Genomic DNA, 21,177 nt, shown 5'->3' on the forward strand with positions numbered 1-21,177 from the left:
TGGGATGTGTCACTCCATTAGGCCGCCTCGTTCGCGGTCGGGCGTCGTGAGGGGGCCGGGGTTGGCAGCACCAGGGCGTCCTCGGCGCGGGTGAGCACCAACAGCAGGGCCTCGCGCAGGTCGGCGAGCTTGCGTTCGTTGCTGATCTTAAGGCCGAACACGTCCTTAACGTAGAACACGTCGACGGCGCGTACGCCGTAGGTGGTGATGTGGGCCGACGCGATCTGCATGCCCTGCTTGCTGATCGCGTCGGTGACGTCGTGCAGCAGGCCAGGCCGGTCGCGGCCGTTGATTTCGATGACGGTGTAGGTGTTTGACGCGCGGTTGTCGACGACTACGCGCGGCGGCACGTGGATCGCGCGCATGCGACGTCCCATGCTGGTGCGCGAGACGCGGGCGATTTCAGTGCCGAGATCGAGGCGTCCGGCGAGTGCCTGCTCCACCAGGCCGGACAGGCGGGCGAGGCGGTGCGGGGCGTCGAAGATGCCATCGGCGGCGTCCTGGATCCAGAAGGTGTCGAGCGCCATGCCGTTGGTCATGGTGTGGATGCGGGCGTCGACGATCGAGGCGCCGGCGACGGCCAGGGCGCCGGCGATGCGCGAGAACAGGCCGGCGTGGTCGGTGGTGTAGACGGTGACTTCGGTGACCGCGCGGGCCGGCAGCGGCTGCGCCTCGACGGTGAGCGGGGCTGCGAGCTGCTCGGAATCGCGGATCATGCGAGCGTGCCGCAGATGCGTCTCGCTGTCGAACGACAGCCAGTAGCCGCCATAGCCGAGGCCCAGGAACCGCTCGATCTCGCGGCCGGAGAAATCCTCCTCCTCGAGCAGCATGCGCGCCTCGTCCTTGGCGCGCGCCACCCTGATATCGCGTTCGGTGGTGGACAGCCCGCCGGCCAGCACCTCGGCGACGCGGGTGTAGAGCTCGCGCAGCAGCGCCGCCTTCCAGGCGTTCCAGACCTTGCCGCTGACCGCCCGCATGTCGACCACGGTCAGCAGCAGCAGCAGCTTGAGTCGCTCGGGCGACTGGATGGTGTCGGCGATATCGAGGATGGTTTTGGGATCGTCGATGTCGCGACGGAACGCAGTCTGGCTGAGCAGCAGATGGTGCAGCACGAGCCAGGAGACGGTCTCGGTCTCTTCCGCCGACAGGCCCAGGGCCGGGCAGATGGTCAGTGCCATTTCCGAGCCGAGTTCGGAATGATCGCCGCCGCGTCCCTTGGCGATGTCGTGCAGCAGGGTTGCGACATAGAGTGCGCGTCGCGATTGCAAATCCTCGACCAGCGTGTTGGCGACCGGAGCGGCGTCGGCGAGGGCGCCTGCTTCCAGGGTGCCGAGGATGCGCACCGCCTCGATGATGTGCTCATCGACGGTAAACACATGATAGGTGTCGAACTGCATCTGGCCGACAATGCGCGACCAGGCCGGGATCAGCCGGCTGAGCAGTCCGGTCTCGTTCAGCACGCCGAGCCAGCGGGCGCGATTCGGACCCGGATCGTCTGATGCGGATGCCGCGCGGCTGCCGGGGCGCTCGCCGCAGAGCAGATCGAGCAGGATTGCCGAGGCCTCCTCGTTGCCACGCAGGCTCGCGGCGCGTCGCTCGCAGCGGATCAGCTCGTGCATCGCCAGCGGGTGGATCGGCAGGTTGCGCGCGGCGGCAAAGGCGAGCAGGCGCATCATCAGGATCGGTTCGCGGTCGAAATCGACGCCGGGGGCGGCCAGGATTTGCCCGTCCGACAGCATGAAGCCGGCGGCGCGCATAATGTCGTCGGTCTCCGGCGAATGCGCGGGTGGCCCGAGAGCCTGGCGCAGCACCGCCGGTTCGAGCACGTGGGTCAGGCGCATGACCTCGCGCGCGGTCAGGAAATAATGCCGCATGAAGCGCTCGACTCCGACCTGTCGGCCGTGCCGCGTGTAGCCCATGCGGGCGCCGACCACCGGCTGCATGTCAAACGTGAGACGCTCCTCGGCGCGGCCGGCGACATAATGCAGGTGGAAACGCACGGTCCACAGGAAGTCCCAACTGCGGCGCGCGCGCTTGGCTTCCTGCTCGGTCAGCAGGCCGCCGCCGGGGCTTGCCGGATCCACCAGGTCGCGCGTCTCGACGCCGCCGAAGGCGTAGCGGCACAGCCAATAGAGTGTTTGCATGTCGCGCAGTCCGCCGCGTCCCTCCTTGATGTTGGGCTCGACCAGGAACGGGCTCTCGCCGTAGCGCGCATGGCGGATCGCGCGTTCGCGCTGCTTGGCGGCGATGAAGGCGCCTGCACCGCTGGTGACGTTGGCGACGATGGTGCGCGCCTGGAACATTGCGAACAGAGAAGCGTCGCCGGCGATTCGTCGCGCGTCCAGCAAGGTCGTTCGGATGGTGGCGTCCTCGGCCGCCTCGGCAATGCATTGCCCGACCGAGCGGGTCGCATGCCCGACCTTTAGCCCGAGATCCCAGAGGAAATAGAGCATGAACTCGACCAAACCGAGGATTTCCTCGGAAGGGGTCTCCTCGGTCAGGAACAGCAGGTCGATATCGCTGAACGGCGCCAGCAGGCCGCGCCCGTAGCCGCCAGTCGCGGCGACGGTGAGGATCTGCCGCGGCGTGTCGCGCGATTCCGTCCGTGCTTCGGCGAGAGTAAAGTCGTGCAGGGTCAGGATCATGCCGTCGGTCAGCGCAGATAGCAGTTCGGCCGCCTGTGTGCCGGTCAGTACGTGCTGCTCGAACGCCTCGCGCACAGCTTGCTGCACGCGCGCGAGATGGCGTCGGAACAGTCCGATGGCAACATCGCGCGGGGTAGGCCCGGCCGCTTCCGAGGGGCTGGCAAGCGACGCCGCCAGCGCGCGGGTCGCGGTCTCGGGGTCTGGCGGTTGGCAGGCCGGAGCCTGGCTGGCGCGCGGAGGGGAGTGGAACGGACGCATTATGTGTCAGCCTAGCGCGTTATCGCCGCTTCCGACAGGAACATCGTGCAGTGCGGCGCGCAGGGCATAGAGCGCGTCGAGCGCCTCGCGCGGGGACATCCGGTCCGGGTCGAGAGCCGCCACAGCCGCGAGCAGCGCGGCCGTAGCACTTGGCGTCTCGGGCTCGGCGGCACCCGCGAACAGCGGCATTACCGGTGCGGCGCGCGCATGGTCGCGCTCGAGGGTGACGAGCAGCCGCGCCGCCCGCGCCACCACCGGCGCCGGCACCCCGGCCAGGCGCGCCACATGCACCCCCCAGCTTCGACGTGCCGCACCCTCCACCACCTCGTGCTGGAAAACCACCTGGCCCTTCCATTCGCGCACCCGCATGGTGTGCGCGCGCATCCTTGGCAGGCTGCCGGCGAGTTGCGCCAGTTCGTGGAAGTGGGTGGCGAAGATCGCCCGGCAGCGCACCCCCGAATGCAGCGCCTCGAGCACCGCCCAGGCGATCGCCAGACCGTCCAGGGTCGCAGTACCCCGGCCGATCTCGTCGACTACGACGAGCGAGCGCGGACCCGCGAGGTTGAGGATGGCGGCGGTCTCGGTCATCTCGACCATGAAGGTGGAGCGACCACGAGCCAGGTCGTCCGCGGCGCCGACGCGGCTGAACAACCGGTCGACCACGCCGATTTGCGCCTGCGCGGCGGGCACCGGCAGCCCGGCCTGGGCGAGGATCACGGCGAGTGCGGTCTGCCGCAGGAAGGTCGACTTGCCGGCCATGTTCGGTCCGGTCAGCAGCATGACCCGGTGCTCGGGTGCGAGGTCGCAATCGTTGGCGGTAAAGCGCTGGGCGCGCGGCAAGGCGGCCTCGACGACAGGATGGCGGCAGTCGCGCAAGATCAGGCCGGCCTTGTCGTCGACCTGCGCCCGGCACCATCGCCCGTCCGAGGCGCGGGCCGCTGCCGATTGCAGTACGTCGAGCAGCGACAGGGTTTCTGCAATGGCGGCGAGTGACGGCTCGGCCAGGGCCGCATCCACCAGGCTGTCCCAGACCAACCGCTCGCGGCTCATGGCGCGCTCCTGCGCCTCGGCGATGCGACGGTCGAGATCGGCGAGCGGCTCGGTGGACAGGCGCGCGAGCGACGCCGTGCCCTGGCGCAGCACCACGCCCGGTTGCGACGATAGCCGGGCGGCGGCGGTGGTGGGCACCTCGATGACGTAGCCGAGCTGGGCGTGATGGCGGATTTTCAGGCTGGCGACGCCCAAGGCCTGGGCATAGTCGTTCTGCATGCCGGCGACGGTGCGGCGGCTGTCGGTGCAGAGGGCCCGTTCGGCGTCGAGTTCGCCGTCGAAGCCGGGGGCAATGACGCCGCCCTCCTCCAGCCGCGTCGGCAGCGCAGCCGCGAGTGCGGCGGTGAGGCGACGCGCGAGCGGTTGCGCCTGGAGCAGCCGGTGGCCTGCTTCGGCGAGGATCGCGGGCAGGCTGTCGGCCGCGATCGCCTCGGCCGCGGCTTTTGCGCAAGCGAGCCCGTCGCGCAGCGCCGCGAGGTCGCGCGGCGCGCCGCGGCCGAGCGAGAGACGCGCCAGCGCGCGCGCGATATCCGGGGCGCCGCGCAGGGCTTCGCGCAACGCGCGTGCCCGTTCGGGTTCGGCGGCGAGCCAGGTCCAGCCGTCCTGGCGGGCGGCGATCGCGGCGATGTCGGTGAGTGGGGCGGCGATCCAGCCGGCCAGCGCGCGACCGCCCGCGGCACTGAGGGTGCGTGCCATGGCGCCATAGAGGCTCAGCGCGGTGCCGCCGTCGCGTGCTGCGAGCAGCTCAAGGCTGGCGCGAGTCGCCGGATCGATGCCCAGCGTCGCCTGGGTTGTGGCACTGGCGGGACGCGACAGTCGTGGCAGCCGGCCGGCCTGGGTGCGGCGCACGTAATCGAGGGCCGCCGCCGCTGCCATTGCCTCGGCGTCGGTAAAGCTGCCGAGGGCGTCGAGGCTCGCGACCTTAAAGGCGTCGGCGAGTCGTTGCCGGGCGGCGAGCGGTGGTGGCACTGCCGCCAGCGGCGCCCGCTTCGATGCGAAGTCGCCCAGTTCGAGGTCGGGGGCTGCCAGGATCTCCGCCGGATCAAGCCGTCCCAGCAGCTCGTCGGTGGCGCTGGCGGGCAGCCGCTCGGTCTCGAACAGCCCGGTCGAGACGTCGATCCAGGCCGCCCCGAGCGTTGCCGGGTCGCCGGACGCCACCAGTGCGAGCAGCAGGTTGGGCCGCGACGCCTCGAGCAGCTCGTCCTCGGTCAAGGTGCCGGCGGTCACCAGCCGCACCACGGCGCGGCCCAGCGGGCCCTTCTGGCGGGCGGACGGCCGTTCGGTCTGTTCGGCGATGGCGACGCGAAAACCGCGCCGGATCAGCCGGGCGAGATAGGGGCCGGCGGCCGCGACCGGCACGCCGCACATCGCAATCGGCTGGCCATCGTGACGGCCGCGCGCGGTCAGCGCGATGTCCAGGGCGCCGGCCGCGGCGGCGGCGTCGTCAAAGAACAGTTCGTAGAAATCGCCCATCCTGAGGAACAGCAGGGCCTCGGGATGCTCGGCCTTGAGCGCAAACCATTGGGCCATGACCGGAGAGGCGCCGTCCGGATCGGGAAGCGTCATGACGCCTCTCTAGCCGGCGCCTCGGTCGGCCGCAATCAAAGAGGGGAAGCGCGCCTTCAGAAACCCAGCACGATGTCGCCGCCGAAGGTGAAGCTGCCAGTGCTGGTTAAGGCGTTATAGGCGCGCCTGCCGTTCAGTGTCTGGTCCCATCTGATTTCCGGGCGGACCATCAGCAGCGCCACGTGCGGGACTGTCGGCTTGTAGGTGAAGCCCAGGGTATATTCGCTGTAGGTGGCGCGGCCGGCGGTGAACGAGCCATTTGGATAGCCGCCAAGGCTGCGGATCGCATCGAGGTTGCCGGGATAGGCGAAGACGAAGAAGCCGGCATTGTCGCGATAATATTCGACGCGGCCGTTCAGGGTGACCGTGGGTGTCAGCCCGTAGGAGACGTATTGCGAGGCGCCGTAGCTGTCGGCGCCGAAGCCGCTGTCGTGCTGGTAGTTCAGCTCGGTGGTGAGCGTCAGCTTGCTGGTGGCCTTATAGGTGAGGATGCCGTCGGCCTCGTAGCGCATCTGGCTGTTGGCTTGCGGGTCGACGCGAAGCGGGTTCTCCGGGCCGAGATGCACCAGGCTGAGCCAAGTGACCTTGCCGCCGGCGAGGTTATTCAGCCCGAAGCCGGCGAGACCCGCGGGTCTGGCGTTGTTGTCGCCGCTGTAGGTGCCAAACGTGGTGCTCTCGCCGGTATCGACCTGGCCATAAAGGTCGAGTGTCGGATTGACATGCCATTCGGCCAGGATGCCGGTGTGCTGGAACGGGCCGAAATTGAAGATGTAGGAGTGCGAGTAGAACGGGTTGGTGCTCGGGTCGATGGTCTCGTAACCGATCGAGGTCACGAATTGTCCGACCTTCCAGTCGATGCCGCCGGAGGTGAGCCAGGGGGTGTGCAGCAGGACGTTGGCCTGCAGCAAAGTCAGCTGATAGCGGCTGTTGGTCATCTCGTTGAATTCGCCGAGATAATGGATGTAGCGCGCATCGGTGCCGCCAGTGGCCTGCAGGATGAAGCCGACATCGTAGCCAGTGGCACTTGTGGAGAGCGGTCGGGTCGCGGTGAGCTGCACCTGGTTGAGCAGGACGGTGTTGGCCTTGTCGTCGAACAGCCGGCCGTAGTTCAGCCCGTCGGCGGGACGGTCGCCGTTCCCGGTGATGCCGGCATCGAGCTGCGCGCCCAGGCTGATGGTGCTGGCCCAGCTTGCCGGTGCGGCGGTAGCCGGCGCTGTCGTGGGCGCCGTTTGGGCCAAGGCCACAGCCGGACATGCGGCAAGGCATGTCGGGATCAGCTGGCGCCAGGCGCGCGCGACACAGCCGCCGGCAATGCACCGCGCTCTGAATGAGTAGCGCGCTTTTCCACCCTGTTTGATCGCAATGAAATCGCCCAAATCCGCAGCCTCCGTTTATGTAACTTCGTACAAGCCTAGCGTCGCCTAGGACCGCATAAAAATTCCATGTTGAAAATTGACGGGTCCCCAAGAAAGATCGTCCCTGTATCGGTCGCCTTCGGCAGCGGAGCGGACCAGCCTTAATCCATGCCGGCCGCTCGCCTGCGCGAGGATTTCACGGTGTCACATGGTTTCACACGAAACCGTCTTGCAACAATCGCGCCATTTGGTTCGGTGCCGAGTCCAAGCAAAGCCGTCGCTTCGTTACTCTTGGCAACGGCTGCCGATAGGATGTTAATTGGAGTTGGCAGCGCGGCGGCGGCGCCAGCGTTGGAGCTGAGCGAGCCCGATCACACCGGTCGCCAGCAGCCCGAGCCCGTAGGTGCCGACGCCCACCGCGATCAGTCCGGCAAGGGCGGCGATCCTCTCGGCGCCGTGCAGGCGCGCCACCGGATGCGGCAGCAGACGCTGCACGACGAACAGCACGGCGGTCATCAGCAACGCCGCCAGCAGCATGCGCGCCAGCCGCGACAGCAGCGCTTGGGTCGGACGCAGCCAGCCGCGTCGCCGCAGCATGACCAACAGCGCCGCCGTGTTGATGATCGCGGCGAGACTGCTGGCCAACGGCGGCCCGACATGCGCCAGCGGCCGCATCAGGATCAGGTTCAGCACCAGGTTGATGGCGAGGGTGGCGAGCCCGATCCGCACCGGTGTCGCGGTATCGCCGCGGGCGAAAAAACCGGGTGAGAGCACCTTCACCAGCACGAAGAACGGCAGGCCGAGGGCATAGCCGCAGAGCGACTGCGCCGAGAGCACCGCATCGTGCGCGGTGAACGCGCCATGGCCGAACAGCGTCGCCATCAGCGGCACCGACAGCACCACCAGGGCGAGCGCTGCCGGCAAAGTCAGGATCAGCGCGTATTCCATCGCCCGGTTCTGGGTGGCGAACGACGCCTCCTCCTGGCCGGTCTGCAACTGCCGGGTGAGCAGCGGCAGCATGGTGGTGCCGGCAGCGCTCCCCAGCACCCCAAGCGGCAACTGGTTGAGCCGGTCGGCGAAATACATCAGCCCCAGGCTGCCCGGCGGCAGCCAGGTGGCGATCACGGTATCCACCGTCAGGTTGAGCTGGCCGATGCCGCTGCCGATCAAGCCTGGCACCATACGGCGCATCAGCGTGCGCATGCCCGGGCTGAAGCGCGGCCGCGGCATCCCGAACCCCATGCCGGCGCGGTGCGCCGCAAGCAGCAGCAACGCCATCTGCACGATGCCGGAAGCGGTGAAGCTCCAGGCGGCGGCATAGGCGACACTCGGCAGATACGGGGTCAGCCACAGGATACAGCCGATGCCGACCACGTTGAAGGCGACGTAGGCCGCCGCCGCGGCGCCGAATCGGCCCAGCCCGTTGAGCACGCCCGAGACCAGGGCGGCGAGGCAGATCAGCATCAGATAGGGGAAGGTGATCCGGCTCAGGCTGACCGCGAGCGCAAACGTCGCCGGGTGTCGGGCGAGGCCGGAGCCGATCACCCAGATCACCTGCGGCATGAACAGCTCGCCCAGCACCGTCAGGCCGAGCAGCCATAGTCCGAGCACGCCCATCGCCTCGCGTGCGAAGCTGCGCGCCGCGGCCTCGCCCTCGCGCGCGAGCACCGATGAGAAGAGTGGGACGAAGGCGGCGTTGAAGGCGCCCTCGCCGAACAGCCGGCGGAACATGTTGGGCAGCCGTGCGGCGAGCTGGAAGGCGTCCTGCGCCGGCCCCGCACCGAGGAAAGCGGCGAGCAACTGATCGCGCACCAGCCCGAGCACGCGGCTCGCCATGGTCCAGCCGCCGACTGTAAGGAAGCCTCTGAGCATGGCGCCTGTATGCAGGCAGGCTTGGGCGATTGCTACACGCCGATGCTACGCTGCGCGCCATGACCCAGACACGCTTTTCGGTCGCACCCCTGCACACGCTGACCCGGCATCTGGCCGCGGTGGCCAGCGGACGCGCGCTGCCCGACCTGGTGATCACCGGCGCGCGTGTGCTGTCGACCTATTCCGGACGGCTGCTCGAGGACCGCGAGCTGTGGATCAGCCAGGGTCGGATCGCGGCCATGCAGCCTGCCGGTAAGGCACGCGGCGCGGGTGCGCGCTACGACGCGCAAGGCGGCATCCTGGCTCCCGGCCTGGTGGATCCGCATCTGCATATCGAGAGCAGCATGATGACCGCCTGCGCCTATGCCGAGGCAGCGCTGCTCAACGGCACCACCACGGTGTTCTGCGACAGTCACGAGATCGGCAATGTCTGCGATGCGCAAGGCGTCGAATGGATGCTGGAGGACGCCCGTGCGGCACCGCTGAGCATCTTCCTCACGGTGCCCAGCACGGTGCCGGCGACCGGACCACGCTTCGAGACCGCCGGCGGAGATCTCACCCCCGCCAAGATCGGCGCCCTGTTCGACGCCTGGCCGGAGGCGGCGGCCCTCGGCGAGAAGATGGATTTCGTGCAGCTCTGCGCCGGTGACGCGCGCAGCCACGCCATCGTCGCCGAGGCGCTACGACGCGGCCGGCCGGTCAGCGGGCACGTTTACGGCCGCGAATTCGTCGCCGCCTACGCCGCCAGCGGCGTCACCGACACGCACGAGGCAGTGACGCGCGAGATCGCCGAGGACCTGATCGAGGCGGGCGTCTGGGTGTTCCTGCGCGGCGGTCCGCCCGGCACCCCATGGCACAGCCTGCCGGCGGCGATCCGTGCGATCACCGAGGCCGGCGTCAGTCCGCACCGGGTATGCGTGTGCACCGACGACCGCGACGCCGACGACCTGTTCACCTTCGGCCAGGACTGGGTGGTGCGCCAGGCGGTTGCCGCAGGAATCAGTCGCGAGACGGCCTGGAGCATGGGCTCGCTGCACGCCGCCACGCGCTTCGGCATGGACGGCGAGATCGGCGGGCTGGGCGGCGGCCGCCGCGCCGACCTGGTGCTGCTCGACGACCAGCTCGCGGTACGCAACACCTGGTATGGCGGCGCGCTGATGGTCGAGGATGGCCGCATCACGCCCATCCTCGATCGCCAGCTCAACGCGGCGCGCTACCGCTACCCTGAGGCCGCCTATCATACCGTCCATCTCCCCGCCGCGGCGGCCCTGACCCCGGCTTTGCCGACCGCCGCCTGCAGCGCCCACGTCATTGCAATTTACGATCCGACCGACATCGCCCTGCACCACGAGATCGTCACCCTCGATCCCGCCCCCGACTGGCAGACGCACCTGCAACGCCACGACCTCTGCTTCGTCTCCGTCCTGGAACGTCACGGCCGCACTGGCGGCGTGGCACACGGGCTGCTGCGCGGCTTCGGCCTGCACGACGGTGCGGTTGCGAGCTCGGTCGGCCACGACGCGCATAATCTGATCGTCGCCGGCACCAATGAGGCTGACATGCGCATCGCAACCGAGGCGATCCGCGCCCAGGCCGGCGGCGTGGTGGTGGTCCAGGGCGGCCAGATACAAGCGATGGTCGCACTTCCCATAGCGGGCTTGCTGTCGGACCTGCGGGCGCCCGAGGTCGCCGCCCTGACCGTGGGCCTCAAGCAGGCCTGGCGGGCTGCCGGTTGCCGGCTCGCTTACATGGGATTCAATTTGATACCGTTATCAGTGATTCCTGCTATACGTATCACCGACAAGGGGCTGATGAGCGTTCCTGACATGCAACAACTCCCGCTCTTCGAGTCAGCCTGAGCCTCGCGGGACCATCTGCCATGAGCCATCAGATCACGCAATTGCGCGTCGGCGACGAGAACTTCCTCGTCACCAGCATGATCGACCGTTGCCCGAAATCAATGATGCTGCGCGAACTCGTGCGCAACGCGATCGAGGCGGCACAGACCGCGCCAATAGGCGCACGTCGCGTCGAGATCTCGGCAATCGCCATCGACGGCACGCCGAAGCTCGCCATCTTCAACACCGGGCGCGGCATGAACCCGGACGAGTTGTTCCGGATGTGCGACATCGCCTCCTCGATCCGCAAGCATAACAGCCTCGAGCAGAATTTCGGCATGGGCGCGAAGGTCGCCTCCCTGCCCTCGAACCGGCTGGGCATGCGCTACCGTTCCTGCCACGAGGGACGCGTCTGCGAGGTGATGATCGGCAACCGCGGCGGCGTCTACGGCCGTCTGCGTCGCGAGCTGCCGGGTTCGGCGCAGCTGCACGACGTGCTCGACGTCACCGAGGAGGCGCTCGCCGAGGGCCGCGCGCTTGACGCCGATTGGACCGAGGTGGTGCTGCTCGGCAACCGCGCCGACCAGGACACCTGTGCCGACCCCTACGACGGCGCACCGAGGATGGTGCCGTACTGGATCGCCGAGGAGCTGCACCGCAAGTTCTTCCGGCTGCCGGACGATGTTGCCCTGATCCTCGATGGGCCTGCCAACATGACCGCGGCACCCTTCGCCTTCCAATCCATCGCGCAACGTCTGGGCCACGCCTACGCGCGCACGGAGTCCGTCAGGGTCGCCGGTGGCGTCATCATCCACTACCTCTATGACGCCCCCGACACCGCCTCGCACGACCCGAATCGCACCCGTGCCGCCGATGGCGCGCCCTATTTCATCCATGGGTTCGCCGGCCTCGTGCACCGCGACGAGATCTACGACATCTGCTGGCATACCCACTGGCTGCATGACGGGCCGGTGTTCGGCATCCCGTTCCTTGGCCGCAACATCACGGTCCTCGTCGAGTTTCCGCCCGAGCATCCGGTGCGTCCCGACGGCTACCGGCAATTCCTGCAACATCGCGACGGCCTGCAGAGCCAGGTGTTGTTGCGCCAGTTCGCCGCCGCCGTCCATCTCAACCGACCGGCCTGGCTGGTCGAGCTGATCCAGCAGAGTGCCCCCGACAGCGTCGTCTCCGAGGAGATCACCGCAAGCCTCGAGCAACTCCTGCGCGAGCTGGGCGTGCCGCGACGCATGCGCGAGGTGACCGCGCCGGCGCGTCCGCTGGCGCCCGCACTAAGCGGCGGCGGTGACGGGACGGCAGCACCTCGCGCCAGCCGCCCGCGGGGCGACATGGTGCGCGACGACACCGCCTCGGAGATCGAATACGAGCCGGCGCCGCAAATCATCATGCTGCGCAACGAGGCCGATGCCCAGGCACGCGGCGTCGGCGAGCGCGGCGCCCGCTATTACGCCGAGACCCACCAGCTCTTCGTCAACTGCCTCTACCCCGCGGTGCTGGCGATGCGCACGGCCCTGGAGCAGGAGTTCGCCTGGGCCGACGACCAGGAGGCGGTGCGCTTCAATGCGCAAAGCTCCGCTGAGCAATCAATGGTCGCCCGCGTCGGACGGCTGCTGGTGTTCGGCCTCGCCAAGCAGGGCAAATGGCTGGATTGGGAAATGAACCAGGCGCTCTCCACCCAGGCACTCACCTTGGCCGCCGACGACTACCACCAAAGCCTGCCGGCCGCCCGCGCCAGTATGCGTGCGGCGCTGCGGCTGCGGCAGCTGGCGGAGCAGCATTAAGCAAGGCCAGGGCTCTGCCCTGGACCCGCCAAAGGCTAGCCTTTGGAAACCTTTACGAATTGGGGTCTGGGGCCTAGGCCCCAGCGGGTCCAGGGCAGAGCCCTGGTCTTACGAAAGCGCGCGATCCACCGCCGCACGCACGCGCGGGCTCATCGGTTTCGCGACGCTGGTGAACCAGGTTTGCAGCCGGCCGTCAGCGCCGATCAGGTACTTGTAGAAGTTCCAGCGCGGCCGCGACAGGATGCCGCCCTCGTGGGCGAGCCAGGCGAACAGCGGATGGATGCGGCTGCCGCGCACGTGCAGCTTCGCCGTCATCGGGAACGAAACGCCGTAATTGGCCGAGCAGAACGCCCCGATCGCCTCGGCGTTGGCCGGCTCCTGGTTGCCGAAGTCGTTGCAGGGTGCGCCGATCACCGTCAGGCCGCGCGGGCCATAGAGCGACCATAGCGCCTGCAGCCCCTCATATTGCGGGGTGAAGCCGCATTTCGAGGCGGTATTGACCAGCAGGATCGGTTTGCCGGCGAACTGGCGCAGCGGCAGAGGTTGGCCTGCGAGCCCTTCGAGGTCGAAATCATAGAGTGTGCGCTCGCTCATGAACCTTGCCCTTGCGCGTGTTTGCCAACACAACCAGAAAAAGCGGCCCTTGTCTGCCGATGGATCCGAGCATGTCGCCTGTCCCTCTGCCGCCACCTGCCTGATGGCGTTCCTGCATGGGCTTGCTGGCATAGGGGCACTACTTGCGATCGCGTGGGCATTCTCCGTCGACCGGCGGGCGATTTCGGTGCGCACCGTGCTGTGCGCGCTGCTGCTGCAATGTGCGGTCGGCGGCTTGATCCTGTTCGTGCCGGCGGGTCGTAGCGCCCTGCATGCGGCCTCGCTGGTGGTCGAGGACGTGCTGGATTATGGCTATGACGGTGTCGGCTTCCTGTTCGGCGGCCTGGTCGGCGCGCGCATGGGCGTGCTGTTCCCCTCGGGGGGCTTCGTCTTTGCGCTGCGCGTGTTGCCCGAGATCATCTATATCTCCGCTTTGATTGCGGTGCTTTATCATCTGGGCCTGATGCAGATGCTCGCGCGTCTGTTTGGCGGCGGCCTGCGTGCCCTGCTCGGCACTTCGGCAATCGAATCCTTCTCGGCCGTCACCACCATCTTCCTTGGGCAGAGCGAGATGCCGATCGCGCTGCGGCCGTTCGTGCCGCTGCTCACTGGCGCGGAGCTGTTCGCGGTGATGGCGAGCGGCACCGCCTCGGTCGCGGGCTCGGTGCTGGCCGGCTACGCCGCCCTCGGTGTTTCGGTTGATTATCTGCTTGCCGCCTCGTTCATGGCGATCCCCGGCGGTCTGTTGTTCGCCAAGCTGTTGCTGCCGACGGTCGAGCCCTCTCGGATCACCAGCTTGAACCTCGATTTCGCGACGCATCGGCCGGCCAACCTGTTCGAGGCGATCGCGATCGGCACCGGCAATGGCGTGCGCGTGGCGGTAGCGGTCGGCTCGATGCTGGTCGCCTTTATCGGCCTGATCGCCTGCCTGAACGGGCTCGTCGGCTGGGTTGGGCATCTGTTCGGGGCGAGGGATCTGTCGCTGCAGGGCATGCTGGGTTGGGTATTCGCGCCGCTGGCCTGGCTGATCGGCGTGCCGTGGGGTGCGAGCGGCGTGGTGGGTGGGCTGATCGGCCAGAAGATCGTCTTCAACGAATTTGTGGCCTACGTCGCACTCTCGCCGCGTATCCATGCGCATACGCTGGATACGCACAGCCTGGCGATCGCCTCGTTCGCGTTGTGCGGCTTTGCCAACCTGTCCTCGATCGGCATCCTGCTGGCGGGCTTTGGCGCGGTGGCGCCCGAGCGTCGCGCCGAGGTCTCGCGCCTGGGCCTGCGCGCGGTGCTGGCGGGGACTCTGTCGAACCTGATGAGTGCCACGATTGCGGGCATGTTCATCACCTGAACCGGAGAGTGCTGCGTCATGACCCTGATTGTCCATCACCTCAACAACAGCCGCTCGCAGAGGGTGCTGTTCCTGCTTGAGGAACTCGGCGTCGAGTACGAGATCAAGCGGTACGAGCGCAATCCGAAGACCATGCTGGCCCCCGCGTCGCTGCGGCAGGTGCATCCGCTGGGTAAGTCGCCGGTGATCACCGACGGCGCGCTGACCATCGCCGAGACCGGCGCGATCATGGAATATCTTGTCGCGACCTACGGCGACGGCAGCTTGCGGCCGGCGCCGGACAGTGACGCGGGCCGCAGGGTCACCTACTATCTGCATTATGCCGAGGGCTCGCTGATGCCCTTGATGCTGATCTCGTTGATCTTCAGCCGGCTGCCGGCGCAGGCGCCGTTCCCGCTCAGGCCAGTGTTCAGGCGGATCGCGGGCGGTGTGCACAAGCAGTTCCTGGGGCCGCAGCTGGCTTTGCAGCTGGACTTCCTGGAGCGTGAGCTGGCGGGGCGGCCGTGGTTCGCCGGCGAGCATTTCACCGTCGCCGACGCGCAGATGAGCTTTCCGATCGAGATCGCGGGCCTGCGCCAACGCCTGCTCGGCGCCGCCCGGCCGAAGCTGCAGAACTGGCTTGATAGGGTCCGCGCACGCCCCGCCTATGCGCGCGCGCTGGAACGGGGCGGCCCGTACGAGATGGGGTGATCAGCGCCGCGCACGCAACCCGGTATAGGCGAGGAGCATCGCGCCGGTCGCCGCGATTACCGCGGATGTGGCTCTCGGGTGCAATTGCGCCTCGAGCAGGAGGCTGGTCTTGCGGGTGAACGGGCCCAGACTGCTGCGTTCGGCGCCATCCTCGCGCGGCGCGTAGAGGTTGTCGCGCCGCTCGGCCCGTCCCGGGTCGTGGGTGGTCTGGCTTGGCAGGCCGAACAGCGCGAAGGCGCGGTCCATCAGGCCGGGGGCCGCGCGATTGGCGATGACCAGCGACAGCCCGCCGGCGCCACCGACCGTGAGCTGGCGCACCGGGGTTTCGCAGGCATGCAGGATCGCGCGCGCGACCAGGTTCGGATGGTAGGCGGGCGGGGGGTTGCGGGTGCCACGGCTGCCGAGATGGTTGCGGGCGTGCTCCATGAACAGCGTGTCGATCGCCGCCGGCTTGATCAGGCTGATCGAAAGCGGGGCCTGTCGTGCCATGCTCTCGCGCCGGAATGCCTCGGTGAAGCCTTTGACGGCGAACTTGGCGGCGCAGTATGGGCCCTGGTAGGGGATGGCAAGTTCGCTGAGCACGCTGCCGAGATTGACGATGGCGCCGCCGGTCGTGGCCAGTGCCTCGGCGGCAACGAGCGTGCCGTGCACGGTGCCCCAATAGATCACATCGAAGACCCGTCGCTGATCCTCGAGCGGCAACTCCTGGAGGGTGCCGTAGGCGAAGACGCCGGCATCGTTGACCCAGGAATCGATGCTGCCGAACGTCGCCTTGGCCGCGGTCGCGGCGGCTTCGAGCTGGGCCCGCTCGGCGACGTCGGCGACCGCGTATTCCGCCTGGCCGCCGGCAGCGCGGATTTCATCGCGGACGCTGGCGAGCGCCTCCTCGTTGCGGGCGACGAGCATCAGCTTCGCACCCCGTCGCGCGGCGAGGCGCGCGGTGGCCAAGCCGATGCCGGAGGTGGCGCCGGTGAGCACGATGCTCTGCTGCGCAAGAGGCTTGAGCTGGATGCGTGGCATGGCGGTCTTTCCGGAGCTTGGGCGCAGTCAACGCCGGTCGATGGGAAAAGTACCGGCCGGCCGCGGGCGTAAGGCTTTCGTTCACATCTGTGCACTACAAAGGCGGGGGTGTCGGAGTAACCCTTGTGTTTATACTTATGGAATGGCTGGTGATGGTCGTGGCGCCGGCAATGGGCGCGATGCTTCTTAGCGTCGGGCTGGCTCTGCACCTGGCCGGAAAGCTCGGGCCCACATTGTCGCGCGTCCATGCCCGGCAAGGGCGCAGAACTGTCCCCCGCGGCAGGTAAATCGCGGCTGCTGGCTGCCTACGTATAGCTGGAGAGCAGATTTTCCAGGTATTCCTGGCGTCCGGAGCGCGGCTTCGGGTCGAGGTCGCGAGCGGTCACGTCGGCTGCGATCTGTTCGAGGGTGCGTTCGCCGCCGAGCAGGGCACGCCCTTCGGGACCGTCCCAGCCGGCATAGCGTTGCCGCAGGTCGGCGGCAAGGCGGCCGTCCTCGATCATCGCTCCAGCCGCGAGCAGGGCGCGGGCGCACAGATCGATGCCGCCGACATGGGCGTGGACAAGATCCTCCGGATCGATCGATTGGCGGCGCAGCTTGGCATCGAAGTTCAGGCCGCCGCTGCCCAGGCCGCCGGCCTTGAGCACGTAATAGAGGGCCAGCGCGGTGTCGCCGAGTGCGTTCGGGAACTGGTCGGTGTCCCAGCCGAGCAGGGCATCGCCGCGATTGACGTCGAGCGAGCCGAGGATGCCGAGGGCCGCGGCGGTGGCGATCTCATGCTCGAAGCTGTGGCCGGCAAGTTGCGCGTGGTTGGCTTCGAGGTTGAGCTTGACCTCACCCTCCAGGCCGTAGCGCTTGAGGAAGCCGTAGACCGTGGCCGCGTCGAAATCATACTGGTGCTTGGTCGGCTCCTTCGGTTTCGGTTCGATCAGGATGGCCCCAGCGAAGCCGATCCGGTGTTTGTATTCGACCACCAGCGACAGGAACCGTCCCATCTGGTCGAGTTCACGGCCGATATCGGTGTTGAGCAGCGTGTCGTAGCCCTCGCGGCCGCCCCACAGCACATAATTCTCACCGCCGAGCCGCTTGGTGACGTCGAGGCAATGCTTCACCGTCGCGGCGGCATAGGCGAACACCTCCGGATCGGGGTTGGTCGCGGCCCCGGCCATGTAGCGCGGATGCGAGAACAGGTTGGCGGTGCCCCAGAGCAACCGCACCCCGGTCTCGTCCTGACGGCGCGCCAAGATTTCGGCGATCGCATCGAGATTGGCCGCGCTTTCGCGGAACGTCGCACCCTCGCTGACGACGTCGCGATCGTGAAAGCAATAATATGGCACCCCCAACACGCGGAACAGGTCGAAGGCGGCATCGGCTTTTTCGCGCGCGGCTTCGAGCCCGTCGCGGCCCATCCAGGGGCGCTGGATGGTCGGCGCGCCGAACGGGTCGGTGCCGTTCATCACGAAGCTGTGCCAATACGCGACGGCGAGCCGCAGATGCTCCTCCATCGTCTTGCCGAGCACGATCCTGGTGCGGTCATACCAGCGAAAAGCGAGCGGATTGCGGCTCTGCGGGCCTTCGTAGACGACCGGTGCGAAGCCGCTGAAGAGTGTCTCGGTCATGCTGTCACCAGGGATTTCAGGCTTGCACCGAAGCTGCGGTAGCGAACGTAGCCAGCGTCGTACGCGTCGGCGAGGGCAGCCACCGGCGCGATCGTCTCGGCAATCGCGGGCGGGGTGCAGATCGTGGTGGGATCGGCGCCGGACACCGCGCACAGCGCGAGCCGGGCCGCACCGAACGCGCCGCCGCTTTCGGCGCGGGCGGGCAGGTCGACCGGTAGCCGCAACACGCTCGCCATGATCCGCAGCCACAAGCGCGAGCGGGCGCCGCCGCCGACACCCCAGACGCGCTCGATCCGGGTGCCGGCGGCCTCAAGTGCTGCAAGGCAGTCGCGAAACGCAAACGCAACGCCCTCGAGCACCGCCAGGGTCAGCACCTTGCTGTCGGCCTCGTGCCCGAGTCCGGCAAAGCCGCCGCGCAGGGACCCGTGGTTGTGCGGCGTTCGCTCACCGGCGAGGTAGGGCGCGAACAGTGCCGGGGAGGGGGCGGCGACGGTCTCGCCCAGCGCCGCCACCAAGCTCGCCGCATCGCTGTGCAGCAGGCGTGCGAGCCACTCCAAGCTGTCGGTGGCCGAGAGAATGACGCCCATCTGGTGCCAGCGCGCCGGCACCGCATGGCAGAAGGCGTGCACCCCAGAGCCGGTGTTCGGGGCGAAGCGCTCGGTGGTCGCGAACAGCACGCCCGATGTGCCCAGCGAGACGAAGGCGCTGCCCGGTGCGACGGCGCCGATGCCGCAGGCGGCGGCTGCATTGTCCCCGGCACCGCCCGCGACCACCACCCCGCCATGCATGCCGAACTTGCTCGCCAGCTCCCCGTGCATGATCCCGGACTCCGCAATGCCCTCGACCAGGCGCGGCATATGCGAGCGGTCCAGCCCGGTCGCGGCCAGCGCCGCATCCGACCAGTCCCGCCGCGCCACATCGAGCCAACCGGTGCCGGACGCGTCGGACATGTCCGAGACCGCCTCGCCGGTGAGACGCAGCCGCACATAGTCCTTCGGCAGCAGCACCCGGCGCACTTGCGCGAACAGCCGGGGCTCGTGCTTGGCGACCCAGCGTAGCTTCGGCGCGGTGAAGCCCGGCATCAGTACGTTGCCGATGATCTGCCGCAACTCGGGGAGGGCCGCCTCGAGTTCACCGCACTCGACCTGGCTGCGCGTGTCGTTCCAAAGGATCGCCGGCCGCAGCACGGCCTGCTCCGCATCGAGCAGCACCGCGCCATGCTGCTGCCCGGACAGCCCGATCCCGGCCACCGCCCGCATTGCCTCGGGCTGGTCGGCGGCGAGACGCGCCAGCACCTGCTGCGTCGCCTCCCACCAGGCGAGCGGGTCCTGTTCGGAATGTCCCGGATGCGGCCGGCTGACCGACAGCACCTGCGAGGCGGTGGCCAACACCGTCTGCCCGCGGTCGATCATCACCGCCTTGACCGACGAGGTCCCGATATCGATCCCGATGAACATCTGTGCTGGCATGGACTGTCTTTCGCTTCCCGCGTGGCGTCTGGGCGCCTGGCTTGCCGCACGATACCCGATCCGGCCGCCGGCGAAACCCCGCCCTCGGGCCGGCAGGGTGCGCGCGACGGCACGCCCTGACGTTCATAGAGGCAGAGAAACCAACGGCCCTCCCATGATACCGGAATTTGGTATATCTTCGTGCTTAGAGGGTGGGCATGAGCAGGAACATGTCAATCTCCATTGGAGACCACTTTACGAGCTTCATTGACATGCAGGTTCAGGCGGGTCGTTACGGCTCCGCCAGCGAAGTTGTGCGGGCGCGCCTGCGGCTCCTTGAGGAACACGAGGCAAAGGTGAAAGCATTGCGGGAGGCGCTGATCGCCGGGGAGGCGTCAGGTCCGCCCGTGCCATTCGACAACCAGGCGAATTTGCTGCGGATGCACGCGAAGCATATCCGCTAGAGGGCCGGATGAAAACCACACTGGGTGTTCTAAGTAAAGACGTGCCGATGAGACTTTGCCGCTCGTTTAAAATCATTCCACTGATAATGTGTATAATGGCGGCTGGCCCGCATCAGCCGGATCATGCTCGTGGTTATTTTTTTAAAGGCACTCTAGGTCTGCGCCGGGTTGAGCTCCTGATTGTAGCTGATAACAACCGTGTGGTTTCCGGAACCCACTATTTTACGGGAGACAGCCTCAGAGACATCCCATTGGATGGTTCCATAGGCGATCACGTTATACTGCGCGCCCCCACTGGAGGGGTTTTCGATTTGAATTATACCCGCAAGGAAGTCGGAACGCCTTCGAGGGACCCTATAGACTTCTACAACAGCGCTGGTCTGACCGGATCCTGGAAGGAAAAGGGCAAGGTCTTGCCGGTGACCCTTTTAGCGGGGGGCTATACAAACGGGCCCTGGCCAAAGCGGCTCTATGATGATGTTACGGACGAAAGCGATGCCGACTTTGAGCACATGGTGCAGGGTTTTTACCACGCAGTGTTGACCAATGATCGTGACCAAACCTCCCGCTACATTGATTTTCCCTTGAGAGTCAATGTGGCCCCAGTGGGGAAGAACAGAAGCCCCCCTAGACATTGGACAGTCGCTTCCGCAGCGGATCTCAAGTCAAACTGGAATAAAATATTTCCGCGCGCCTGGCTTGAGAGTGTCGCGATGGTGTTTCCGCACGATATGGCAAGTATACAGGGAATGGCGATGCTGGGCCCTGGCCTTGCCTGGTTCGGACCCAACGGCGCCAGGGTTATTAACCTGGTGGTCAAATGAGACTTTCAGAGTCCGCTGGTTTAGACGATGCCAACTCGCGCATACCCTCCTGCTACAGCAGCCATCGTGGGTTTGGCGCACGAGGCCAAGGTCGGCCAGCCGGAGCTGACGAATTGGTTGAGAGGTGATCGTGGCTGGCCCCGTTGCACAGGTTCTGTTTTCGACCAATGACACGCCCTCCTGGCGGGCGATACTGGAGGAGACACTTGGCCGGCTGGGGCCGAGGCGGGAGGCGGACTCGATCCAGGTCATGACGACGCGGCTCATAGGCGGGCTCTACGAAGGTGATGGTCTCGGCCGACCTTTTCTAATCGGGATCGGTGACGAGCAACCTTGGAGCGAGATGGGCCCACTTGCCGAGGCTGGTGAGACGCGGATGTTTTACGAGCGGACATTCGGAGTGTACCCGGACTCGACGATCTGCTTGAGCGCCATGTCCAACCAGCGAGTGGATCATCGCATTCTGGGCGAGATCGCGCTTGCCTTGGCACAGCGTCTCGGGGGCGTCATTGACCTGTGTGGTTTGATCGTGCCCCGCCAAGTGTCTCTGTCGATCCCCGATTTCTGGAACGCGCCCTGGTCGGCTGTGCAATCCGGCGCCCGCGCATTCACGGAAGCAATGCCGGGCATCGCGGTCGCACGGACCTATCGTCCGATGCCTGAACGGGAGTGGGCTTCGCACACAGTTGACGCCGCATTTCTACAAGCCTGGCTAAGCCATCCGGAATTCCACATGATCAAGTAGCGCGGAACACCGCTGAGGCCGTTCAAGCGCCATTCGGGCCGCCGG

Annotated in this window: 15 protein-coding genes; 7 read left to right on the plus strand and 8 right to left on the minus strand. The window is 67.2% G+C overall.

Features of this window, described 5'->3' with window-relative positions:
* Positions 1–17 precede the first annotated feature (17 nt).
* The 4 genes from ACQY4K_RS18675 to murJ form a co-directional block, all read right to left on the minus strand.
* Positions 18–2,903 (minus strand): [protein-PII] uridylyltransferase, encoded by a 2,886-nt coding sequence (locus ACQY4K_RS18675; RefSeq protein WP_428391696.1) that lies wholly within the window; start codon positions 2,901–2,903, stop codon positions 18–20.
* 6 nt (positions 2,904–2,909) lie between these two features.
* Positions 2,910–5,519 carry a DNA mismatch repair protein MutS gene (mutS, locus tag ACQY4K_RS18680; protein ID WP_428391697.1) on the minus strand — a complete coding sequence of 870 codons (2,610 nt, stop codon included), beginning with the start codon at positions 5,517–5,519 and terminating at the stop codon, positions 2,910–2,912.
* A 56-nt stretch (positions 5,520–5,575) separates the two neighbouring features.
* Positions 5,576–6,757 (minus strand): outer membrane beta-barrel protein, encoded by a 1,182-nt coding sequence (locus tag ACQY4K_RS18685; RefSeq protein WP_428391698.1) that lies wholly within the window; start codon positions 6,755–6,757, stop codon positions 5,576–5,578.
* 432 nt (positions 6,758–7,189) lie between these two features.
* Positions 7,190–8,746, minus strand: coding sequence for a murein biosynthesis integral membrane protein MurJ (gene murJ, locus ACQY4K_RS18690; protein ID WP_428391699.1), 1,557 nt, complete (start codon positions 8,744–8,746; stop codon positions 7,190–7,192).
* Positions 8,747–8,805: 59 nt separating this feature from the next.
* Between murJ and ACQY4K_RS18695 the strand changes: the two genes are divergently transcribed.
* Together ACQY4K_RS18695 and ACQY4K_RS18700 are read left to right on the plus strand one after the other, a co-directional pair.
* Positions 8,806–10,605 carry an adenine deaminase C-terminal domain-containing protein gene (locus tag ACQY4K_RS18695; RefSeq protein ID WP_428391700.1) on the plus strand — a complete coding sequence of 600 codons (1,800 nt, stop codon included), beginning with the start codon at positions 8,806–8,808 and terminating at the stop codon, positions 10,603–10,605.
* A gap of 20 nt (positions 10,606–10,625) precedes the next feature.
* A complete protein-coding gene (locus tag ACQY4K_RS18700) occupies positions 10,626–12,383 on the plus strand; it encodes an ATP-binding protein (RefSeq protein ID WP_428391701.1) in 1,758 nt (585 codons plus the stop codon).
* A gap of 108 nt (positions 12,384–12,491) precedes the next feature.
* Here the strand turns inward: ACQY4K_RS18700 and ACQY4K_RS18705 are convergent, their stop codons facing one another.
* Complete coding sequence (locus ACQY4K_RS18705) at positions 12,492–12,977, minus strand: glutathione peroxidase (protein WP_428391702.1); 486 nt, start codon at positions 12,975–12,977, stop codon at positions 12,492–12,494.
* A gap of 103 nt (positions 12,978–13,080) precedes the next feature.
* Here ACQY4K_RS18705 and ACQY4K_RS18710 point away from each other — a divergent pair, with 103 nt between their 5' ends.
* Positions 13,081–14,322, plus strand: coding sequence for a NupC/NupG family nucleoside CNT transporter (locus ACQY4K_RS18710; protein WP_428396215.1), 1,242 nt, complete (start codon positions 13,081–13,083; stop codon positions 14,320–14,322).
* An 18-nt stretch (positions 14,323–14,340) separates the two neighbouring features.
* Positions 14,341–15,012 carry a glutathione S-transferase family protein gene (locus ACQY4K_RS18715; protein ID WP_428391703.1) on the plus strand — a complete coding sequence of 224 codons (672 nt, stop codon included), beginning with the start codon at positions 14,341–14,343 and terminating at the stop codon, positions 15,010–15,012.
* Here the strand turns inward: ACQY4K_RS18715 and ACQY4K_RS18720 are convergent, their stop codons facing one another.
* The 3 genes from ACQY4K_RS18720 to xylB all read right to left on the minus strand — a co-directional run bounded on the left by ACQY4K_RS18720 (position 15,013) and on the right by xylB (position 19,120).
* Positions 15,013–16,032, minus strand: coding sequence for an SDR family oxidoreductase (locus ACQY4K_RS18720; protein WP_428391704.1), 1,020 nt, complete (start codon positions 16,030–16,032; stop codon positions 15,013–15,015). It lies immediately after the preceding gene.
* A 305-nt stretch (positions 16,033–16,337) separates the two neighbouring features.
* A complete protein-coding gene (xylA, locus tag ACQY4K_RS18725) occupies positions 16,338–17,651 on the minus strand; it encodes a xylose isomerase (RefSeq protein ID WP_428391705.1) in 1,314 nt (437 codons plus the stop codon).
* The gene (xylB, locus tag ACQY4K_RS18730) at positions 17,648–19,120 is read right to left on the minus strand and encodes a xylulokinase (protein ID WP_428391706.1); all 1,473 of its coding nucleotides are present in this window, start codon (positions 19,118–19,120) and stop codon (positions 17,648–17,650) included. Before xylB ends, xylA begins: the two co-directional genes overlap by 4 nt.
* Before the next feature lie 209 nt (positions 19,121–19,329).
* Between xylB and ACQY4K_RS18735 the strand changes: the two genes are divergently transcribed.
* From ACQY4K_RS18735 to ACQY4K_RS18745, 3 genes are all read left to right on the plus strand, one after another.
* Positions 19,330–19,563 (plus strand): type II toxin-antitoxin system ParD family antitoxin, encoded by a 234-nt coding sequence (locus ACQY4K_RS18735; RefSeq protein WP_428391707.1) that lies wholly within the window; start codon positions 19,330–19,332, stop codon positions 19,561–19,563.
* 8 nt (positions 19,564–19,571) lie between these two features.
* Positions 19,572–20,387, plus strand: a complete 816-nt coding sequence (locus tag ACQY4K_RS18740; protein ID WP_428391708.1) for a hypothetical protein — start codon at positions 19,572–19,574, stop codon at positions 20,385–20,387.
* A gap of 130 nt (positions 20,388–20,517) precedes the next feature.
* Complete coding sequence (locus ACQY4K_RS18745; protein WP_428391709.1) at positions 20,518–21,132, plus strand: DUF6368 family protein; 615 nt, start codon at positions 20,518–20,520, stop codon at positions 21,130–21,132.
* Positions 21,133–21,177: the final 45 nt, after the last annotated feature.

Source organism: Lichenicoccus sp., assembly GCF_965276875.1.
Classification (GTDB): Bacteria; Pseudomonadota; Alphaproteobacteria; order Acetobacterales; family Acetobacteraceae; genus Lichenicoccus.

What these genes read in the sequence shown, in the direction of transcription:
- ACQY4K_RS18675 (WP_428391696.1), bottom strand. Translation starts at nt 2,903, where the DNA reads ATGCGTCCGTTCCACTCCCCTCCGCGCGCCAGCCAGGCTCCGGCCTGC.
- mutS (WP_428391697.1), bottom strand. Translation starts at nt 5,519, where the DNA reads ATGACGCTTCCCGATCCGGACGGCGCCTCTCCGGTCATGGCCCAATGG.
- murJ (WP_428391699.1), bottom strand. Translation starts at nt 8,746, where the DNA reads ATGCTCAGAGGCTTCCTTACAGTCGGCGGCTGGACCATGGCGAGCCGC.
- ACQY4K_RS18695 (WP_428391700.1), top strand. Translation starts at nt 8,806, where the DNA reads ATGACCCAGACACGCTTTTCGGTCGCACCCCTGCACACGCTGACCCGG.
- ACQY4K_RS18700 (WP_428391701.1), top strand. Translation starts at nt 10,626, where the DNA reads ATGAGCCATCAGATCACGCAATTGCGCGTCGGCGACGAGAACTTCCTC.
- ACQY4K_RS18705 (WP_428391702.1), bottom strand. Translation starts at nt 12,977, where the DNA reads ATGAGCGAGCGCACACTCTATGATTTCGACCTCGAAGGGCTCGCAGGC.
- ACQY4K_RS18710 (WP_428396215.1), top strand. Translation starts at nt 13,081, where the DNA reads ATGGCGTTCCTGCATGGGCTTGCTGGCATAGGGGCACTACTTGCGATC.
- ACQY4K_RS18715 (WP_428391703.1), top strand. Translation starts at nt 14,341, where the DNA reads ATGACCCTGATTGTCCATCACCTCAACAACAGCCGCTCGCAGAGGGTG.
- ACQY4K_RS18720 (WP_428391704.1), bottom strand. Translation starts at nt 16,032, where the DNA reads ATGCCACGCATCCAGCTCAAGCCTCTTGCGCAGCAGAGCATCGTGCTC.
- xylA (WP_428391705.1), bottom strand. Translation starts at nt 17,651, where the DNA reads ATGACCGAGACACTCTTCAGCGGCTTCGCACCGGTCGTCTACGAAGGC.
- xylB (WP_428391706.1), bottom strand. Translation starts at nt 19,120, where the DNA reads ATGCCAGCACAGATGTTCATCGGGATCGATATCGGGACCTCGTCGGTC.
- ACQY4K_RS18735 (WP_428391707.1), top strand. Translation starts at nt 19,330, where the DNA reads ATGTCAATCTCCATTGGAGACCACTTTACGAGCTTCATTGACATGCAG.
- ACQY4K_RS18740 (WP_428391708.1), top strand. Translation starts at nt 19,572, where the DNA reads ATGAAAACCACACTGGGTGTTCTAAGTAAAGACGTGCCGATGAGACTT.